General features: G+C 39.2%; 12 protein-coding genes. 8 read left to right on the top strand and 4 right to left on the bottom strand.

Going from position 1 to position 16,855, the window contains the following annotated elements; translation table 11 throughout:
- Positions 1 to 3 precede the first annotated feature (3 nt).
- On the bottom strand, positions 4 to 1,380 hold the full coding sequence (locus CA598_RS32920) for an ABC transporter permease (RefSeq protein WP_256990458.1): 1,377 nt from the start codon (positions 1,378 to 1,380) through the stop codon (positions 4 to 6).
- Between the two features lie 515 nt (positions 1,381 to 1,895).
- Here CA598_RS32920 and CA598_RS10965 point away from each other — a divergent pair.
- Positions 1,896 to 4,628, top strand: a complete 2,733-nt coding sequence (locus tag CA598_RS10965; RefSeq protein ID WP_094876511.1) for an O-antigen ligase family protein — start codon at positions 1,896 to 1,898, stop codon at positions 4,626 to 4,628.
- A gap of 73 nt (positions 4,629 to 4,701) precedes the next feature.
- Here CA598_RS10965 and galU read toward each other — a convergent pair whose 3' ends face one another.
- Positions 4,702 to 5,589, bottom strand: a complete 888-nt coding sequence (galU, locus tag CA598_RS10970; RefSeq protein ID WP_094876512.1) for a UTP--glucose-1-phosphate uridylyltransferase GalU — start codon at positions 5,587 to 5,589, stop codon at positions 4,702 to 4,704.
- Between the two features lie 1,003 nt (positions 5,590 to 6,592).
- Between galU and rfbA the strand changes: the two genes are divergently transcribed.
- The 7 genes from rfbA to CA598_RS33470 all read left to right on the top strand — a co-directional run bounded on the left by rfbA (position 6,593) and on the right by CA598_RS33470 (position 13,575).
- On the top strand, positions 6,593 to 7,471 hold the full coding sequence (gene rfbA / locus CA598_RS10980) for a glucose-1-phosphate thymidylyltransferase RfbA (RefSeq protein WP_094876514.1): 879 nt from the start codon (positions 6,593 to 6,595) through the stop codon (positions 7,469 to 7,471).
- Between the two features lie 17 nt (positions 7,472 to 7,488).
- The gene (rfbC, locus tag CA598_RS10985) at positions 7,489 to 8,043 is read left to right on the top strand and encodes a dTDP-4-dehydrorhamnose 3,5-epimerase (protein WP_094876515.1); all 555 of its coding nucleotides are present in this window, start codon (positions 7,489 to 7,491) and stop codon (positions 8,041 to 8,043) included.
- 561 nt (positions 8,044 to 8,604) lie between these two features.
- Complete coding sequence (locus CA598_RS10990) at positions 8,605 to 9,759, top strand: acyltransferase family protein (RefSeq protein ID WP_179283643.1); 1,155 nt, start codon at positions 8,605 to 8,607, stop codon at positions 9,757 to 9,759.
- Positions 9,760 to 9,870: 111 nt separating this feature from the next.
- Positions 9,871 to 10,023, top strand: a complete 153-nt coding sequence (locus tag CA598_RS32265; protein WP_179283644.1) for a hypothetical protein — start codon at positions 9,871 to 9,873, stop codon at positions 10,021 to 10,023.
- A 781-nt stretch (positions 10,024 to 10,804) separates the two neighbouring features.
- A complete protein-coding gene (locus CA598_RS33465) occupies positions 10,805 to 12,163 on the top strand; it encodes a DUF6056 family protein (RefSeq protein ID WP_094876517.1) in 1,359 nt (452 codons plus the stop codon).
- A gap of 27 nt (positions 12,164 to 12,190) precedes the next feature.
- The gene (locus CA598_RS11000; protein WP_094876518.1) at positions 12,191 to 13,168 is read left to right on the top strand and encodes a glycosyltransferase family 2 protein; all 978 of its coding nucleotides are present in this window, start codon (positions 12,191 to 12,193) and stop codon (positions 13,166 to 13,168) included.
- Positions 13,168 to 13,575, top strand: a complete 408-nt coding sequence (locus CA598_RS33470) for a GtrA family protein (protein ID WP_179283645.1) — start codon at positions 13,168 to 13,170, stop codon at positions 13,573 to 13,575. The genes CA598_RS11000 and CA598_RS33470 overlap by 1 nt, the downstream gene beginning before the upstream one ends.
- Positions 13,576 to 13,633: 58 nt before the next feature.
- On the opposite strand, the gene CA598_RS33475 is transcribed toward CA598_RS33470, so the two are convergent.
- Positions 13,634 to 13,777, bottom strand: coding sequence for an IS3 family transposase (locus tag CA598_RS33475; RefSeq protein ID WP_094876520.1), 144 nt, complete (start codon positions 13,775 to 13,777; stop codon positions 13,634 to 13,636).
- A gap of 542 nt (positions 13,778 to 14,319) precedes the next feature.
- Entirely contained in the window at positions 14,320 to 16,842 is a 2,523-nt protein-coding gene (locus CA598_RS11015; RefSeq protein ID WP_094870846.1) for a U32 family peptidase, read from the bottom strand.
- Positions 16,843 to 16,855 lie beyond the last annotated feature (13 nt).

A 16,855-nucleotide genomic window follows, 5' to 3' on the forward strand; every position in this document is an offset into this window, starting at 1 on the left:
CGATTATAGTACGTCAGCAAAATGCGGCTTTAATCTTTTGAATATAAATGCGCCTAATACAAAAAGAAAAAAAGTAACAGACCAAAAATAAAAGGTTAAATATATATGTTCTGTAAACCAAACGCGATTGAACAAGGAATCGCGGTACCCTTCCACAACGTAATACATAGGGTTCATTTTAAATAACCAACTATACTTATCACTTAATATCTTCTCAGACCACATAATGGGAGTAATCCACATACCCACTTGGAGAAAAATAACAATAATTTGACCTAAATCCTTGAAAAAGACAACCACTGAAGATGTTAAATATGACAACGCAGTTGTAAAGAATAATGTACATAAAGAATAATATAACAACTGAATATTATAGGCATGAAAGTTAAATCCATACGAGAAATAGACAATATATAGGAACACAATAAACACTAGGTGCACAAATAAAGAAGAAATAATCTTGACAATAGGAAGTATACTCACTTTAAACACAAGTTTTTTTACTAGGAAACTATATTCAACGAAGCTATTGCTTGCATTTGAAAGAGCGTCTGAAAAGAAGAACCATGGTATTAAACCAGCCATAAACCAAACCGCGAAAGGAACGTTATTATCTGTAGGTGTTACCTTCAAACCCACCTGAAAAACAAACCAATAAACCAAAATTGTTGTTATTGGCTGTACATATCCCCAAATAACTCCTAAATAAGAACCTGCGTACTTGGTCTTAAAGTCATTTTTCGATAAATTAAGAATCAATGCTCTATGAACATTAAATTCTTTAAATATTCTAAACAATTTTCCTCTAATTAAGATCAGAACACATATAAAAATCGAAGCAATCATTGAGAGAAATATAGCTGAATAAGTTTTCGTCTGAAGATTATCGTTAATAATATTTGTCTTCATTTGATCACTAATGGGAAGAAGAATATACGGATCTCCACCGTTAGTAATCACCTCAAGATTGTTATTAACCATTTTCAATTTATCTATCTCATTATTGTAACTGTTGGACAAATCACTTAATGGTAATGAATAATCCCCTATAATACTCCCCAAAGAAATACTCTGAAGTGTAATTCGAGACGGGTGATTGCCCAGATCCAATCTTAATGCATTCATTTCAGTATTAATATTGAATTTTAATGCTTTCGGGACAGGAGCAGATTCAAATGATTTTTTTATCGATTGATCTTCTGAAAATTCGCCTGCACTATTCGAATAGTATACTTGAAATTCATTATTGCTATCCGATTGTATACTTACTGATAAGGATAGGAAATTGGGATTAGGTATCAATTTTATAAATACATTATAAAGAAGTAGATACGCCGCTATAAATAAAATTACCATTTTCAGAATTTTTTTAATTTTCAAAGTATGATTCTCCCTAGTCTAGTATTGATAATTTGATTTTTGACCGCAGTATAGTTTACATCAATATACAGCCTATCAAAATGCTGTAATATAAAATAAAAAATCGCCAAGATTCAGTATACGGCAAATTATACACTGAGTCGAGCTTAGCGCATCCCTTCTTCTCCAGTTTTTAAAACATGTACTTAATTGTACTTATGTTGTCGTTATTCTTTCAAGTGGGATGATTTAGCATCTATTTAACCCTACATCAAGCTCTTAATCTATACGGTGCTGAAGGATTTTTTTTGTAAGGTCAGTTGGAGAGATTAGAAATGAGAGGAAAACCCTTTTGGAGGACCCCACTTATTTATTGAATATGAGGTTTACAAGACTTAAAATACAATTCCACTCTGGACAGAGCAAAGTAATTGCGACAACAATAATTATTTTCAGCTCATGAACTTACTCAGTGGAACAGTAGAACAGTATTATGCTAAAATATTGTCGTACCTACAGGAAAAGGAGATTATAACGTGTCGAAACCAGTATACGGCAAATCCGCCGCTCAGCCGAGAAATGCTGAAAAGATAGCAAGTCCGATATGGGCCTTGGTTGTTGCTTTCATTTTATTTTTATGTTGGGCCCCATTTCAAGTGGGATTATTTAACGGACAGCAGTTAGACTTCGAGAAGCCTATATATGTGTCAGCACTGGTAAGCGGACTTATGCTACTAGTCTGCCTTGGCTTATACTACAAAAAGTTCAATCTAGATGAACAGAGAGACTTAGTGGCATCAGCTTCAATATTACTACCTCTGACTTATGCTCTATCATTGTTAGTCGCAGTTTCGCATTATATGGCGATGAATATGTTGTTTATTCAGAGCATGTATGTTGCAGTCTTCATTATAGCCTTTTATCTCTTAAAGCAGAAGCAAGTAAATGTTGTCATTCAAAATGCTATTTTAGCCATTGCTTATTTCATAGTAGGGTTTGGTCTACTGAATTGGTTGGGGAGTAACAAACTAGCGGGAGCTCTAGTGGGTTGGTTCTCAAACACCGTAAGAAACAATATCTACTTAGATGCAGTAATGACGGACTCTAACGGACTTCGTCTGACTTCGATCTTTCAATATGCAAATACCTACGCGGCATTCTTGATGGCCTTTTTGTTTGTAGCTATTTTCGCCCTTATTCGCTCTAAAAAAATGTATGGAACATTAACACACAGCTTTATGTTAGTTCCCATCATTGTATCGATTTTATTAACATTATCTCGTGGTGGTTTAGTATTGCTACCTGTCGTATTTATATTGCTGCTGTTATTCCTAAAACCTGCGCAGCAAATCCTTTGGATTCTACATCTTAGTGTTGCTGGAATTGCTTCGTTACTCATTACTACTCCAGTAACTAACTTAGGATTAGAGTTAAATACAAATTCCACTTTTTCCGGTGCCTTAAAAGGCTGGGGTTATCTGCTTGGAGCTTCACTGGCTGTAGCTGTAGTATCTTGGGTCATTCAGAGGTTTTTCGCTCCTTGGCTAGAGAAGAAGCTCAGCAATTGGTCGTCTCGTAAACTGACAGGTCTATGGATTCCACTTGGTTCTATTGCACTCGTCGGAATTGTAGCTTTCCTACTAATAGGTACAAGCGCAAAAAATATCTTACCTAGCAATATGGCAACTCGTCTTGAAAACATCAACTTCCAGCAACATAGTGTTCTTGAACGGATTACTTTTTATAAAGATGCGATGAAGGTAGTTAAGGATTATCCGATCCTTGGCGCTGGTGGTGGTGGATGGTCCTCACTATATGAGCATTATCAGAACAACCCATACACCAGCCGCCAAGTGCATAACTTCTTTTTACAATACTTGATTGAGGTTGGGATCCTTGGTTTCATCGTATTTATGGGATTCATTTTGTATATTTTCTATAAATACATTCGTGGGTATGTGAAACGGGATAAAAATGATTTTGAGAATGGTTTCTTTTATCTAATTATTGCGCTATCTATCCTTGTGCACAGCCTACTTGATTTCAATATGAGTTATGCCTTTATGGGAATACTCGTCTTCCTTGGACTGGCGGGCATGGCAGTTGTCATGGATAGCAAACAACTACGTAAAAGTTGGAATAAACCTGGTTTGCGGCTTGGATATTCCGCTGTTCTCACGGTAGGAACTGTATTCTTGTTATTCCTCTCGATTAGCTATATTGGTTCCAGTAATGCTGCCCTAAAGGGTAAAAATCTAATCGGGGTTAGTAATTCTTACGAGGAAATTAAGAAACCATTAACTGAGGCTTTAAAAACACGTCCAGGTCATCCAGAATCAGTCTTGTACCTATCCTCTTTAGATCAACAGGTGTTTAGTCAGAACAAAGATGAACAATTTCTAAATGAGGCTTATAACGTACTGATTCGCGCACTAAAAGATGAGCCATACAATAAAAATATTCTAGCTCAATTAGTAAACAATTATGACTTAAAAGGCCAAAGTGATCTAGCTTATGGCGTTTACCGTGACAATGCAGAAAAGTTCAACTGGGATATTGAATGGTACGATACTCTGATTAGTCGTTCTCTCGCGTTAGGACAACAAGCCCTTGCCCAAAAAGATGAAGCTAAGAAACAGGGATATTTCAAAACTGAGCTTGAAGCGTATGAACACGTTCTTGCTAGTGTTGAGCACCTGAAGACTCTCCCGCCTGAACAGTTGCAAGGACGACCGTTCTCTGTAACACCAACGATTGCATTAAACGTCGCCAAAATGCAGCAAATATCTGGACAGGAAGAAGCTGCTGCTGCAACCTTGAAGCTTGGTTTTAATGAAGGTTATGCTGATATCATTAACAGCGGAACGCTCTGGGATATGAACTGGTATGAAGCGCTCATAAGCCGTTCTTACGAGCTGACAGAACAAGCTCGTGCCGGGCAAGACGATGCAAGTAAACTGCTTAATCTCAAGATCGGGCTACAAGCTTATAACCAAGTGGTTGGTGACCTTGCAACTCTTACACCAAGTATTGCTCTGAATGCGGGTAGAATTCAGTTAATGTCGGGGCAGTTACAAAATGCTATTGGGACCTTGAAACTTGGTCTGAGCGACGATTATACGAATGCAACGAATCGTGAAATTGCTCGATGGTACCTTGCTGCATTGAAGAAATCAAACAACGAGGATCAAGCAATATATGATAAACTAATCGCAACAGATCCTGCGGAAGCAGCACAGATCGAGACAATCGCAAATTCACAGTTTTAAATAAGCAAGAAACGAAAAAAGTGCGCCACTGTGATTACAGTGGCGCACTTTTTTTCGATGATATGAGTTCTACTTATAACCCAGCCCTAGCAACTTCACTATCTACAAGCTCTTTCATATAACGAAGTAAATCATCTTTAAGCTCTTCATGCTGAAGTGCATAATGTATAGTAGTCTGGATGAAGCCCATCTTCTCACCCACATCATGACGTTTGCCTTCAAAGTCATAAGCAATAATCCGCTCCACTTCACTTAAGCGGGAGATGGCATCCGTCAGCTGAATTTCTCCACCCACACCCACCTGCTGCTCACCAAGCATATCAAAGATGCGTGGAGTTAAGATGTACCGTCCTAGAATCGCTAGATTAGAAGGAGCATCTTCTCTCTTTGGCTTCTCTACAAGACGGTTAGCCTTATAGACCCGCTCAGCCAAAGGCGAAGCGTCTACAACACCATACCGTGAAACTTCTTCCCAAGGGACAGGCTGTACACCAACTACGGAAGATTTATATTCATCATACACATCAATCATTTGTTTGAGACATGGTTTGTTTGCTTCAACAATATCATCGCCTAGCAGTACAGCAAACGGTTCATTCCCAATGAATTTGCGCGCACACCAAATCGCATGTCCAAGACCTCTCGGTTCTTTTTGGCGAATGTAATGGATATCAGCCATTTCGGAGGATTTGCGAACGGATTCAAGAAGTTCCCACTTCTGCTTCTCTGCTAAGTTAAACTCCAGTTCAAAAGAGTTGTCGAAATGGTCTTCAATCGCACGTTTCCCTTTCCCCGTCACGATAATAATATCCTCGATTCCTGAAGCAACTGCTTCTTCGACAATATATTGGATCGTCGGTTTATCTACTATCGGTAGCATTTCTTTAGGCATTGCTTTGGTTGCAGGCAAAAAACGGGTACCAAGACCTGCAGCGGGGATAATGGCTTTTCGGATCTTCATCACATTAACTCCTTCTGTCGGTTACTCTTCCATCTAAAAAACTCTGTATAGTAAAATTACATATTTCCTTCTATTATAGCAGTTATAGCAGGCTAATGTCAGAGAGTTTGTTATATTTGTATATCAATTCCAATCAAACCCGAGAGGGAGAAGTTATAATAAGTCTTTCAAAAGATTAACCCCTTAACTAACCCTCGCTATTTATTATCTAGTATATGCAACTTCGAAGAGGACGATATGGTATCTATAAAAAAGGGCTAAGCAAGACTCACAGATCGTACGAGTCTGCTTCAGGTTGTTTTCATGACCGAGTACAACACGCTCAATCCCAAACGGTTTTTTTGAATTCGAACACCTTCGGTGAAGTGATCGTCATCTGAGTTAAACCATAAAGCAGATAATCCAGTAAAATATGTCATGGCATCTTCTTCACCATCTCCAAGTTTTGCACGATAACCGCGTCTACAAAGACCTCGATTAGCCATCAGCGTCGTGCAACTCTTTTTCAAAAAAAATATTAAGGATCAGAAGCTCTTCTTCTAGTAACTTCGCAGAAATACCATATTCTCCATCACTCGTCCATGCGGAAGTTATTCCCCTGCCTCGGCATTAAATTTCTTGCCAAAGAAGAATGACATCTACACCGTTAGCTACTCCTCCACATATACAGTCCCATTCACCGACTGGAACCAGCAACTCCACATTTCTTTGTATAATCCTTGCTTATTTATCTATTCCCCCTAAACCACTGTTTGGCGGGACTTTGATATATCTTTAGCTTATTAGAGTTTCAAAATATCACAGCGAACCACCAGTAATATAACAGGCTTTGGCAATCCTATTTACTTTCTCTTATTAAACATTGGTTAAGCTTCCCTTTTCCCTTTAATAGACAAATTATGGCCATCAAGCGTAAAATAGAATAGTATAGAATAGATCAATCACGTAAATGTTCACACTATTCCCATAATTTATATGTAGTTAAGGAGAGCTGATTCCGTTTATGAAAGGCATTATTCTTGCGGGAGGAAGCGGCACTCGCCTCTATCCTCTTACAATGGTAACCAGTAAGCAGTTGCTTCCAATTTATGACAAACCAATGATTTACTACCCCTTATCCACGCTAATGCTGGCTGGCATTAAGGACATTCTAATTATTTCGACAGCTGAGGATACCCCTCGTTTTGAAAATTTGCTCGGTGATGGTTCTCAATTTGGAATTTCGCTGCAGTACATTGTTCAACCAAGCCCCGACGGGTTGGCCCAAGCATTTATTTTAGGTGAAGAATTTATCGGAACCGATTCTGTCGCCATGGTCCTTGGAGATAACATTTATTACGGAAACGGGATTACCAAACTTCTTAAACAGGCAGCTGAAAAAGAACGCGGTGCAACCGTGTTCGGATATCATGTACTTGATCCAGAGCGATTTGGCGTAGTTGAATTTGATAGCACCGGTAAAGTGCTTAGTGTGGAAGAAAAGCCGGAACATCCCAAATCCAACTATGCGATTACTGGCTTATATTTTTATGACAATCGCGTCGTATCTCTGGCAAAGGAAGTAAAGCCTTCCATCCGGGGTGAGCTTGAGATCACCTCGATTAATGAAGCTTACTTGAAAATGGGAGAATTGGACGTTGCCTTACTAGGCCGCGGCTTTACTTGGCTCGATACCGGTACCCATCAGAGTCTAGTCGATGCGACCAATTTTGTCAGAACAATTGAGGACCATCAAGGCATCAAAATCTCTGCTCCTGAAGAAATCGCATATATAAACGGATGGATTACCAAAGAGCATCTACTGGAGTGCGGGCAAAAGCTGAGTAAGACCGGATATGGACAATATCTGATTAAAGTGGCCACCGGCAAAATTCAATATTAAGGAGCGGAGAATGACCCATGAAATTCACACCAACAGAACTGGAAGGCGTTCTTATTGTAGAACCTGCTGTCTTTGGGGACCATCGAGGATGGTTTATGGAAACCTTCAGTGAAGCAAAATTTCAGGAGCAAGGGCTGCAATTGGAATTTGTACAAGACAATCAGTCCTTTTCAGCTACCAAGGGTACGCTGCGTGGACTTCATTATCAAATTAATCCCAAAGCGCAAACCAAACTTGTCCGATGTACTAAAGGGGCAATCCTCGACGTTGCATTGGATATTCGTCGCGGTAGTCCGTCGTATGGCAAATGGTTTGGCATCGAGCTGACGGCTGATAACAAGAAGCAATTACTGATTCCTAAAGGCTTTGCTCATGGATTTATGACCCTGACGGATGACGTGGAGGTTCAGTACAAATGCGATGAACTGTACGCTCCGGAATGCGATGGCGGTATCCTCTGGAATGATCCTGAGATTGGCATCGAATGGCCGATAGATATAGAGCCAGTGCTATCCGCTAAGGATGAAAGAGCTCCACTGCTAAAGAATTCCTCACATAATTTTGTATATTAAATCTCTTTATCTTGCCCTAGGATGCCACTTGGCACTCTAGGGCGTTTTTTATACTTTGCCTTACTAATTCTACGAGATAAACAATCAAAGCAACGTCTGTACAGCATCTAGTTTATTATGATACTTAAGTTGATTCCCTCAAGTAGAGCGAAAGCTAATTTTTCTTTCTGAATAATTCAATTTCAATTTAGACACTTATTCCACACTGGAAAATAGTGCTCTAAACGGAAGGTAAAGATATACTCACTACGAAGAATGGCTAAACAGGCTTCAAATTAAAGATCATAGTGAAATTTTCAAGTATGCACACAAAGAGCTTTACCTTTGACTTTAATTATTTGAAATTTAGTTTACCTCATAGGAATAGTTATCAATTATTAATTCGGTGGGTATTTATTGAAGAATCTCACAGCGTTTTGCTTATTTGCTCACTTTTCTTCTTTGTATACCTATTCCCCCCCAATGTTATAGAGTTATAGAGTTCAAATTTAGGGGGATCATTCCTTTATTGTCTCGCACTAAATTATAATGCATAATACTACTATTAAGAGGAGTGACATTATGCAGAAATTAAAATATTTAGATGGCTTTAGAGGATTAGCAGCACTTATTGTTGTATTAAGTCATTTTATTGTTGCTTTTTATCCCGCACTATATAATGGAGATATTAACCAAGTCCATACAGGTAATGCAGTAGAAATAGTTATAGCAAAGAATCCTATTAATTTACTGTACAATGGTAATTTTGCTGTGTGTATATTCTTTATACTAAGCGGTTATGTACTAAGTTATAAATATTTCATGACAAAAAACTCAGAATATCTTGTTAGTGGTGCTGTAAAAAGATATTTCAGGCTTTTAGCCCCAGTAATAGCATCAGTCTCTATTGTCTTTTTATTAATGAAACTATCTCTATTTTATAACAAAGAAGCTAGTTCTTTGAGCTTATCAAATTGGTGGCTAGGGATTTTTTGGAATTTCGACACAAGTTACATAGATGTAGCAAAAAATATTTTTTTTGGTGTTTTTTTTAAATATGATGATAAATATAATACTGTTCTCTGGACGATGACGTATGAGTTATTTGGATCATTTTTGGTTTTTGGTTTTTTGGCGTTATTTGGTAGAGTAAAAAATAGATTTTTGTTCTACATGATCATTATAATTTTACTTTTTAACACCTATTATTTAGGATTCATCTTAGGTATGCTATTAAGTGATTTGAAAAACAATGGTTATTTTGATAATAGAATCTTTAAACAATTTAGTTTAAAGATATTTTTCATAGGAATTGGAGTACTCTTTGGTTCATATCCTACGGGTACAACGGTAGACAATTCTGTGTACAGATTTTTTGAGGCAACTAATTTCACTACAATAGTTATATATCATATAATTGGAGCATTTTTCATAATGGTTGTACTATTAAACTCAACTAAACTTCAATACATTCTCTCCAAACCATTTTTTGAGTTTTTAGGTAAGATATCCTTTTCGATGTATTTGCTCCATGTAATAATTATTGGTTCGTTTACAAGTTATATGTTCATCAAACTCGTTAACTATCTATCGTATAGTACTTCGTTTATTATAAGCTTTATTGCATCACTCCCATTGATGTTAATTGGTTCTTATTTAATCTATAAGTATGTTGATAAAAACGGGATAAAAATTGCGAATTATTTGTATAATCGAATTTTTAAACAAGCAGATTAAGTCAACTATATCTGCCTCTCGTAATAACTCTTTCAATATCTAACATTGATCAAAATTAGATAATAGTTGCTTATTTTAGCCCTTCTCGCAAGTTTGCAGGAAGCAACCTGGATGTCAAGACCATCACGATCTGCTGACGGAGTTCTCTGTACTCGTTTTTTTAAAGTAAAACTAGTTATGGGGGGCATACAAAGTGAAGAAAACATCCACACGCGAGCTTTTATTACTGTTTTTGCCCTGGATACCATTACCGCTGATCCGTAAGGAATTGGATGGAGGTACGATCAATTTTGCTATTTTAACACCGTACGACAAACATAGGCTTTAATGCCACATCGTGCAGACCCAGTGGAACTTTACCGAACATCGTCCTTATAAACAAGATGCGTACTGAACCAAGACCTTTCAACATTTACTATTAGTATCGGATTACTGATAATGAAGAAGTCGTTGTTATGGCTAAACGGTAATATGATGATTTTCCCCAGATAATAAATGAAACGGTGATGCAACCACTGCGTTAGATATTATCCAAAACAAGGTTGTGCTGAAATAAACCTTTGCAGAATTTAGTAGAGCAACTCAAAATGTGCGCCGCACAATGGTTTCTTCTGAGAAAAGTCTAAATGGTAAGTTGTTTATTGAATTTATAATGCTCATTATCTCTCCAATATAAAGAAACAGATGCAAGACAGCGGTTTGTTTGAAAAGCATACATTATGGCTTTATGGTAATTTACGGAAATTAATAATGCGGGCGGCTAATCTGTACCTATGCTGGTCTAGTTTTCTTTTATTTCCCCAGAAGCTCGTCTCCCGCATAATGTGAGTACTTCGCAATTAATAACATCCGCTAAATTCCACCATTTATCGAACTTAACATTCAACGCACATTTTATATGAATAATATGCCTATTGATTGAGCAGTCACCAGCGTTATTGTATACTAATCCATTTTATTCTTTTGGAAAAAACATTGGTCGCCAAATTTGGTATGCTTATAGTAGAATAGTATTGATCGGCATTATCAATTGAAGGAGAATCAAATGTTAAACATATTCAGAAACAAAAATACCTATTTTTTCTTTTTTTGCTATATTATCTTATATACTTACCATAATTTCATGTCTTTAACTGTTGGTGACGACATGTATTTCTCCACAGTGGAATTCCCTTTTTTTGACTGGATTAGATTGCGTTATGAGACTTGGTCGGGACGTTTATTTCCTGATACACTAGCGTTTATGTTGTTCAAAAATCATTATGAGGTTTGGCAGCTACTAAATCCTCTTTTCATAATGTTGTCATCATACGCGATAGTAAGAATAGTAATAAAGGATTTTAGAATACGAGATTTATTAATTAGCCTATTGATCTTGGGTTACTTCAGCAAAAATGTCTTGAGTTCAGCTTTCTTCTGGGGAACGGGTTCCGTAAATTATCTTTGGCCGATTGCTTTGGGGTTGTTAGCTATGATTCCATATGCAGACAAGTTATTTAGAGATGAGCAACCATTTTCGATGAAGCATTTTGCTATAACTGTCATTTGCGCATCTCTAGCTTCAATATCAAACGAACAAGTAGCTCTATGCATGATCGCCTTTTCTATTTTGCTTCACATCTCTCTAATACTGAAACGTAAACCGCAAGATATAAAACTGCTCATAATCACGGTGATAATGATTCTAGGAACTTGCATTTTACTTCTCGCCCCTGGTAATCATTCACGATACGTTAATGAAGTTGCCACTTGGTTTCCGGGTTTCGATAAATTATCAATAAAAGATCATCTTTATATAGGAATTATTTGGATTTTTCAGAAGTTATTTGTAGATTTAAAATACCTAATAATGTTACTCTCAATTATAGTGTTCATAGCTTGCTACAGAGATTCTAATTTTAACAGAAAATATTCATATAAAATATTCGGTGTGCTTATCTTTATCATATTTTCAAATATGGTTTTAGGTTATAATACTGAAATATTTTATAATTTCGAGGCGATAAAACAATACAACTTATTCCATAGCATTTTTCATATCTTCGGAACCGATAAAGGCTTTCTTTACGCACTCATACCTTACGTATTTTGGACCATATTCACCGCATTATTGTGCGTACTAATTATTAAATTGAGCCAACAAAAAATATTCATTTTCCTAGCATTATCCGCGGCGGCTTTTTCTCTTGTTGTCATGTTCTTTTCCCCAACAATATACGCATCTGGAAACCGAGTATTAGCGGTGAGTTCGATTATTCTGACCCTTATCACTGCGAAACTTATTTTAGATCGTCAATTGATCACAACTAAATATCATCTAGTCCTATTGGGTTGCTTGCCAGTCCTAAATTTATTGCAATTTTTGATTTCGTGGCTATCCAACGGATTTCACATTATGTATTGATTTACTTAGAAAGAGAGGATCAGCCTTATGAAGCTAATTTCGATAGTTGTACCTTGTTACAACGAAGAACACTCAATTGATTTATTTTATTCCAGCGTAAATAACATTTTAAAGATGATTAAGGAAATTTCCTATGAATTTATTTTTGTAAATGATGGCAGCTCGGATCAAACCGAGCAAAAAATCCATCAATTAAGTTTAGAGCATAATCACGTTGGGTACATCAATTTTAGCCGCAACTTTGGGAAAGAAGCGGCTATATTAGCTGGGATAGAATCTGCATTGGGAGACGCTGTTATTATTATGGATGTCGATCTCCAGGACCCTCCAAGTTTATTGCCAGAAATGATTAAAAATTGGTTGTATGACGGGTTTCAGGTCGTGTACACCCGAAGAGTAACTAGGTCAGGAGAACCGGTTATACGTAGTTGGTTTGCTAAGATGTTTTATAGGCTCATTAATAAAATGAGTGAGGTTCAGATCGTAGATGGAGCACGCGATTTCCGACTTATGGATAGACAAGCCGTAGATAGTTTTTTAAAATTGCGTGAACGTAATCGCTTTGCAAAAGGGTTGTTCATGTGGACGGGATTTAACACAAAGTGTATTGAGTTTGAGAATGTTGAGAGACAAGTCGGGGAAACTAGTTGGAGTTTCTTTAAACTTGTACATTACGCCATAGACGGGATCGTTTCGTTTTCAACTTCTCCATTGAGATGGGCGACTTATTTTGGTTTTTTCACTGCTATATCATCTTTCATATACATGTTTTATATAATTATTGATAAATTGTTTTTTGGAAATGCAGTTAGTGGATATGTCTCAATTGTCTCCTTGCTATTACTTTTTGGTGGAATCCAATTAATATTCTTTGGAATCATAGGTGAGTACATTGGGAGAATATTCATTGAAGTAAAAGCACGTCCAAATTATATTATTAAAAATACACATATAAGTTCAGCAAAAAAAGAAAACATCCCGGTATTATTGAGGAACAATGTATAGTGAAAAAAACTAAGTTATTCGAATCCACTTATTTTCGTTATGCAATTACAGGCGTCTTCAACACCTTACATCATTACTTTTGGTTCTATCTGCTCCATTCTCAATTAGGATATATCTATGCAAATTTAATAGCTTTTATAATTGCTAATGTTGTATCATTCTTTTTAAATACCCGCTTTACATTTCGCACATCGGTGAGTATAAAAAAGTTCACACTTTATCCCTTTGTCTTACTGACCCAAATGGTAGTATCATTTTTTGTTCCATTTATATTTGTTCACTATGTTCAAGTATTAAAGGGACTTTCACCTATTTTTACAACCATCATTAATTTCCCCGTCGGTTACTTAATAACTAAGCTAGTACTCGATGACCGAAAAAAAATTAAAAATGCTAGAACACAATGAGGTTGTCCCACTTTGAACTGACACCCGTAAAGTAACCATAGTAAATAATAAAACTTAGCTAATCGGCCTTGCTCCTGAATTTCATGGGACTGAGGCCGATTAGTTTTACCTGTAACTGTTCGTTATTATAAAAATATATGTACTTATTAATGCTCTTTTGGAGTTCATCAATGGTTCTGTAGGTATGTGAAACACTTCTCACATTTTAATGTTCCCCAGAAAGACTCAATCCCTCTGTTATAGATAAAGCATCCCACTCGGGACAACCTTTGTATCAGTTTTGTTACGTTAGATTACCTCAAATTTCATAGAAGTATACTAAAAACAACGGTCGGTGTGGAGCAGTGGATTATTGTTGGAATGGTCAAGCATTTAAGAAACAATCAACTTATCGAAGATCTAATATAGCATGTCCTGTGCTGCTCACCAGCTTTCTAGGCGCGCTTTTTAGTTATGAGGCAAACAGAAGAACATCAAAGAACTAAGTAGTACGCAAAACTATTAATAATGTTAGAATCCAGGTAAAGTAATAGGATGCTCAAACGTAGCGACAAGTTTTTGTGTGAGCAATATTTTTCAATACTTTTCACATACTCATTCCTAACTAGAGTTAGAAATTTCACACAAGATTTGTTCGTTCAAAAAAGTAGGATGTAATTGTTATTTTTCCTTCCTTATAAAAAAGGGCCAAGCAACACCAGAAGACCCTCTGGTAGTCACCTAGCCCTATTCCTTTAACCCTTATTACTTCGCGTTAACCAATTGTCCCCGTGTAACCCCCAGCTGGTTGGTAGCCTTCAAGCTCTTCCATACCTGCGTACCAGAGATCTCTCCACGCAGTGCGCGGCTATAGAGACTAATTACTTCAGCCACTTGCTCTGGTGTCTCTTCCAGGAACTCCACGCGGTACGAGGATACGCCTAGATCACGGAAATTGTTCAAATACTCCGCACCGGACTGTTCAACCGCGTTATAGACGGTATTACGGCAGCCTTCATCCACACGAACTGGATGTGACATTCCAATACGGTCTTGCAGGGAAGCGCGATGCTCTTCACACGGACGGCCACAGTTCGTAAAGTCTGTGCCTTCACTCATGAAGGTACAGTATACACAGTGCTCTGTGTGGAACATCGGCAAATGCTGATGGATTACGATCTCCATACGAGAAGTATCGCTGTGTTCAAGCAGGTCAACCATCTGTTGAATGTTCAAGTCATAGGATGGTGTTACCATGTCACAGCCCGCCTCCAGGAACAGGTCTACTGCCTTATGATTGGCGATATTCAGTGAGAAATCGCCGATCAGGCGTGGATGCACGGCATCAGGCTGCTCTTGGCGGCGGCGCAGATAATAATACAGCGCGCCGGTATTGCGTACTAACACGGCATCAGGCTGCAAGCGCAGGATATTGGCGTGGTAGCCGTTCTCGCCCGGCATATGAATGCGCGGTGTGGCCAGCGCGATGCTGGCCCCTGCAGCCCGTACCGCATCTACCGCTGCCGGGAACTGCTTGATAAACTCGAAGTCGGCGTAGATATTTCTCACGCCGGCCTCGAGCGCAGCCTGCACCTGCGGCAGGCTGCGGCACAGCGCGGTGAGCTCCGCTTCACCAGCGCGCTGCGGAGCGACGCCCCTGCGGGTAGCGTCGCCGTAGACCTCGATCGCCCGTTTCACGTACACGGGCGGTTTCGGGCGCTCGCCCGCAAGCAGCTCCACCGCTTGGCGGCGGATGCTGTTCAGCTCGCGCATAGGGACGATCACGTCGCCTTGCAGATGCGACTCTAGCGCATCAAGCTGGAACACGGTCCCGCCCAGGCGGCCGAATTGTTCTTCCAGCAGCGCGGTATCCATCGGACGCTTTTGCGCGGTTTCCAGCGCGAGCTCCGAGTCCACACGGACGGTAACGTTCTTCTGAACGTCCGTCCACCAAGTGGTCAGCTTCTCGCCGACGCAGCCTTGCACTCGCACATGTACCGGAAATACCCGGTACGGCTTCTCAGTCTCATACGTCTGACGTAGCGCCTTGTCTAGCGCAGGGTCATTCGTCTTCCAAATGCGGTCACCAACATTTAGACGGCGCAGGTCTACATCATTACGACCCGCTACGATGTCGATGATCCAGCCTTCTCCTGCTTCACCTTCGAGCTTCACACCTTTACGACGAAGATCGTAAACACGTCCACCTTCTTCTTTTTTCGTCGGATCCCCTGCATCAAACACGATTCCGTCTCCCCGCTTAAGCGGTGCGTGAATACGGCATACTACGCCGTCACGAAGAATTTGTTCAACTGTTCCGAGATATACACCCCGGCTTTTCGGGAAAGTGCCGTCTACGAGCTTTTTATTGTTCGTTCCATCTAGGAAACCATGCGTGAAACCGCGGGAGAAGCTTTGTTGCAGTTCACGAACTTCTTCCTTCGATGGTTTGGACATATCGCCATCAAAATACCGATCAATTGCCTTACGGTACTTACTAACTACATTCGCAACATATTCTGGGGTCTTGAGACGCCCTTCGATTTTAAAAGAAGTTACGCCCGCCTCGATCAATTCAGGCATAAGATCAATAGCTGCCAAATCCTTAGGGGAGAGTAAATAAGTCACATCACCCATAGGTTTAACTTCGCCATCCACCATCAGATCATAAGGCAGACGGCAAGCCTGAGCACATTCTCCCCGGTTCGCGGAACGTCCGCCCCACATTTCCGAAGTCAAACATTGACCCGAATAAGAGACACACAAGGCACCGTGCACAAATACTTCCATCGGCAGACGAGCTTGTTCCCCAATCGTCTTAATTTGCTTCAGATTGTTCTCACGACCGAGTACCACACGTTCCAAGCTGAAAGGCTTAGTGAACTCGACCGCCTCCGGGGAAGTAATCGTCATCTGTGTCGATCCATGAATCGGGAAGTCTGGTGAGATTTCACGAATCATTTTGACCAAACCTAAATCCTGGACAATCACTGCGTCCACACCAGCATCTACACAAGCGTCAATCAGTTCTTTAGCATCCGTCAATTCATTTTCAAAAACCAGTATATTAAAGGTCAGGAAACCCTTCACACCATAACTATGCAAAAACGCCATAATTTCCGTCAGCTCGTCCATGCGAAAGTTGTTCGCTCTCGCCCGTGCATTAAACTTCTCTACGCCAAAAAAGATAGCATCCGCTCCGTTCGCTACCGCCGCACGCATGCAGTCCCAGTCACCTGCAGGTGCCAATAGCTCCACGTCTTCTCTGCGTATTTGTTGCTCTTTCATTTATATCCTCCCA

Origin of the sequence: Paenibacillus sp. VTT E-133291 (assembly GCF_002264395.1) — a bacterium.
GTDB classification, from domain to species: Bacteria; Bacillota; Bacilli; order Paenibacillales; family Paenibacillaceae; genus Paenibacillus_AQ; species Paenibacillus_AQ nitricinens.

Excerpts from the sequence above, each read along its gene's own strand:
- galU (WP_094876512.1), bottom strand. The coding sequence starts at position 5,589 with ATGAAGATCCGAAAAGCCATTATCCCCGCTGCAGGTCTTGGTACCCGT.
- rfbA (WP_094876514.1), top strand. The coding sequence starts at position 6,593 with ATGAAAGGCATTATTCTTGCGGGAGGAAGCGGCACTCGCCTCTATCCT.
- rfbC (WP_094876515.1), top strand. The coding sequence starts at position 7,489 with ATGAAATTCACACCAACAGAACTGGAAGGCGTTCTTATTGTAGAACCT.
- CA598_RS10990 (WP_179283643.1), top strand. The coding sequence starts at position 8,605 with ATGCAGAAATTAAAATATTTAGATGGCTTTAGAGGATTAGCAGCACTT.
- CA598_RS32265 (WP_179283644.1), top strand. The coding sequence starts at position 9,871 with ATGTCAAGACCATCACGATCTGCTGACGGAGTTCTCTGTACTCGTTTT.
- CA598_RS33465 (WP_094876517.1), top strand. The coding sequence starts at position 10,805 with ATGTTAAACATATTCAGAAACAAAAATACCTATTTTTTCTTTTTTTGC.
- CA598_RS11000 (WP_094876518.1), top strand. The coding sequence starts at position 12,191 with ATGAAGCTAATTTCGATAGTTGTACCTTGTTACAACGAAGAACACTCA.
- CA598_RS11015 (WP_094870846.1), bottom strand. The coding sequence starts at position 16,842 with ATGAAAGAGCAACAAATACGCAGAGAAGACGTGGAGCTATTGGCACCT.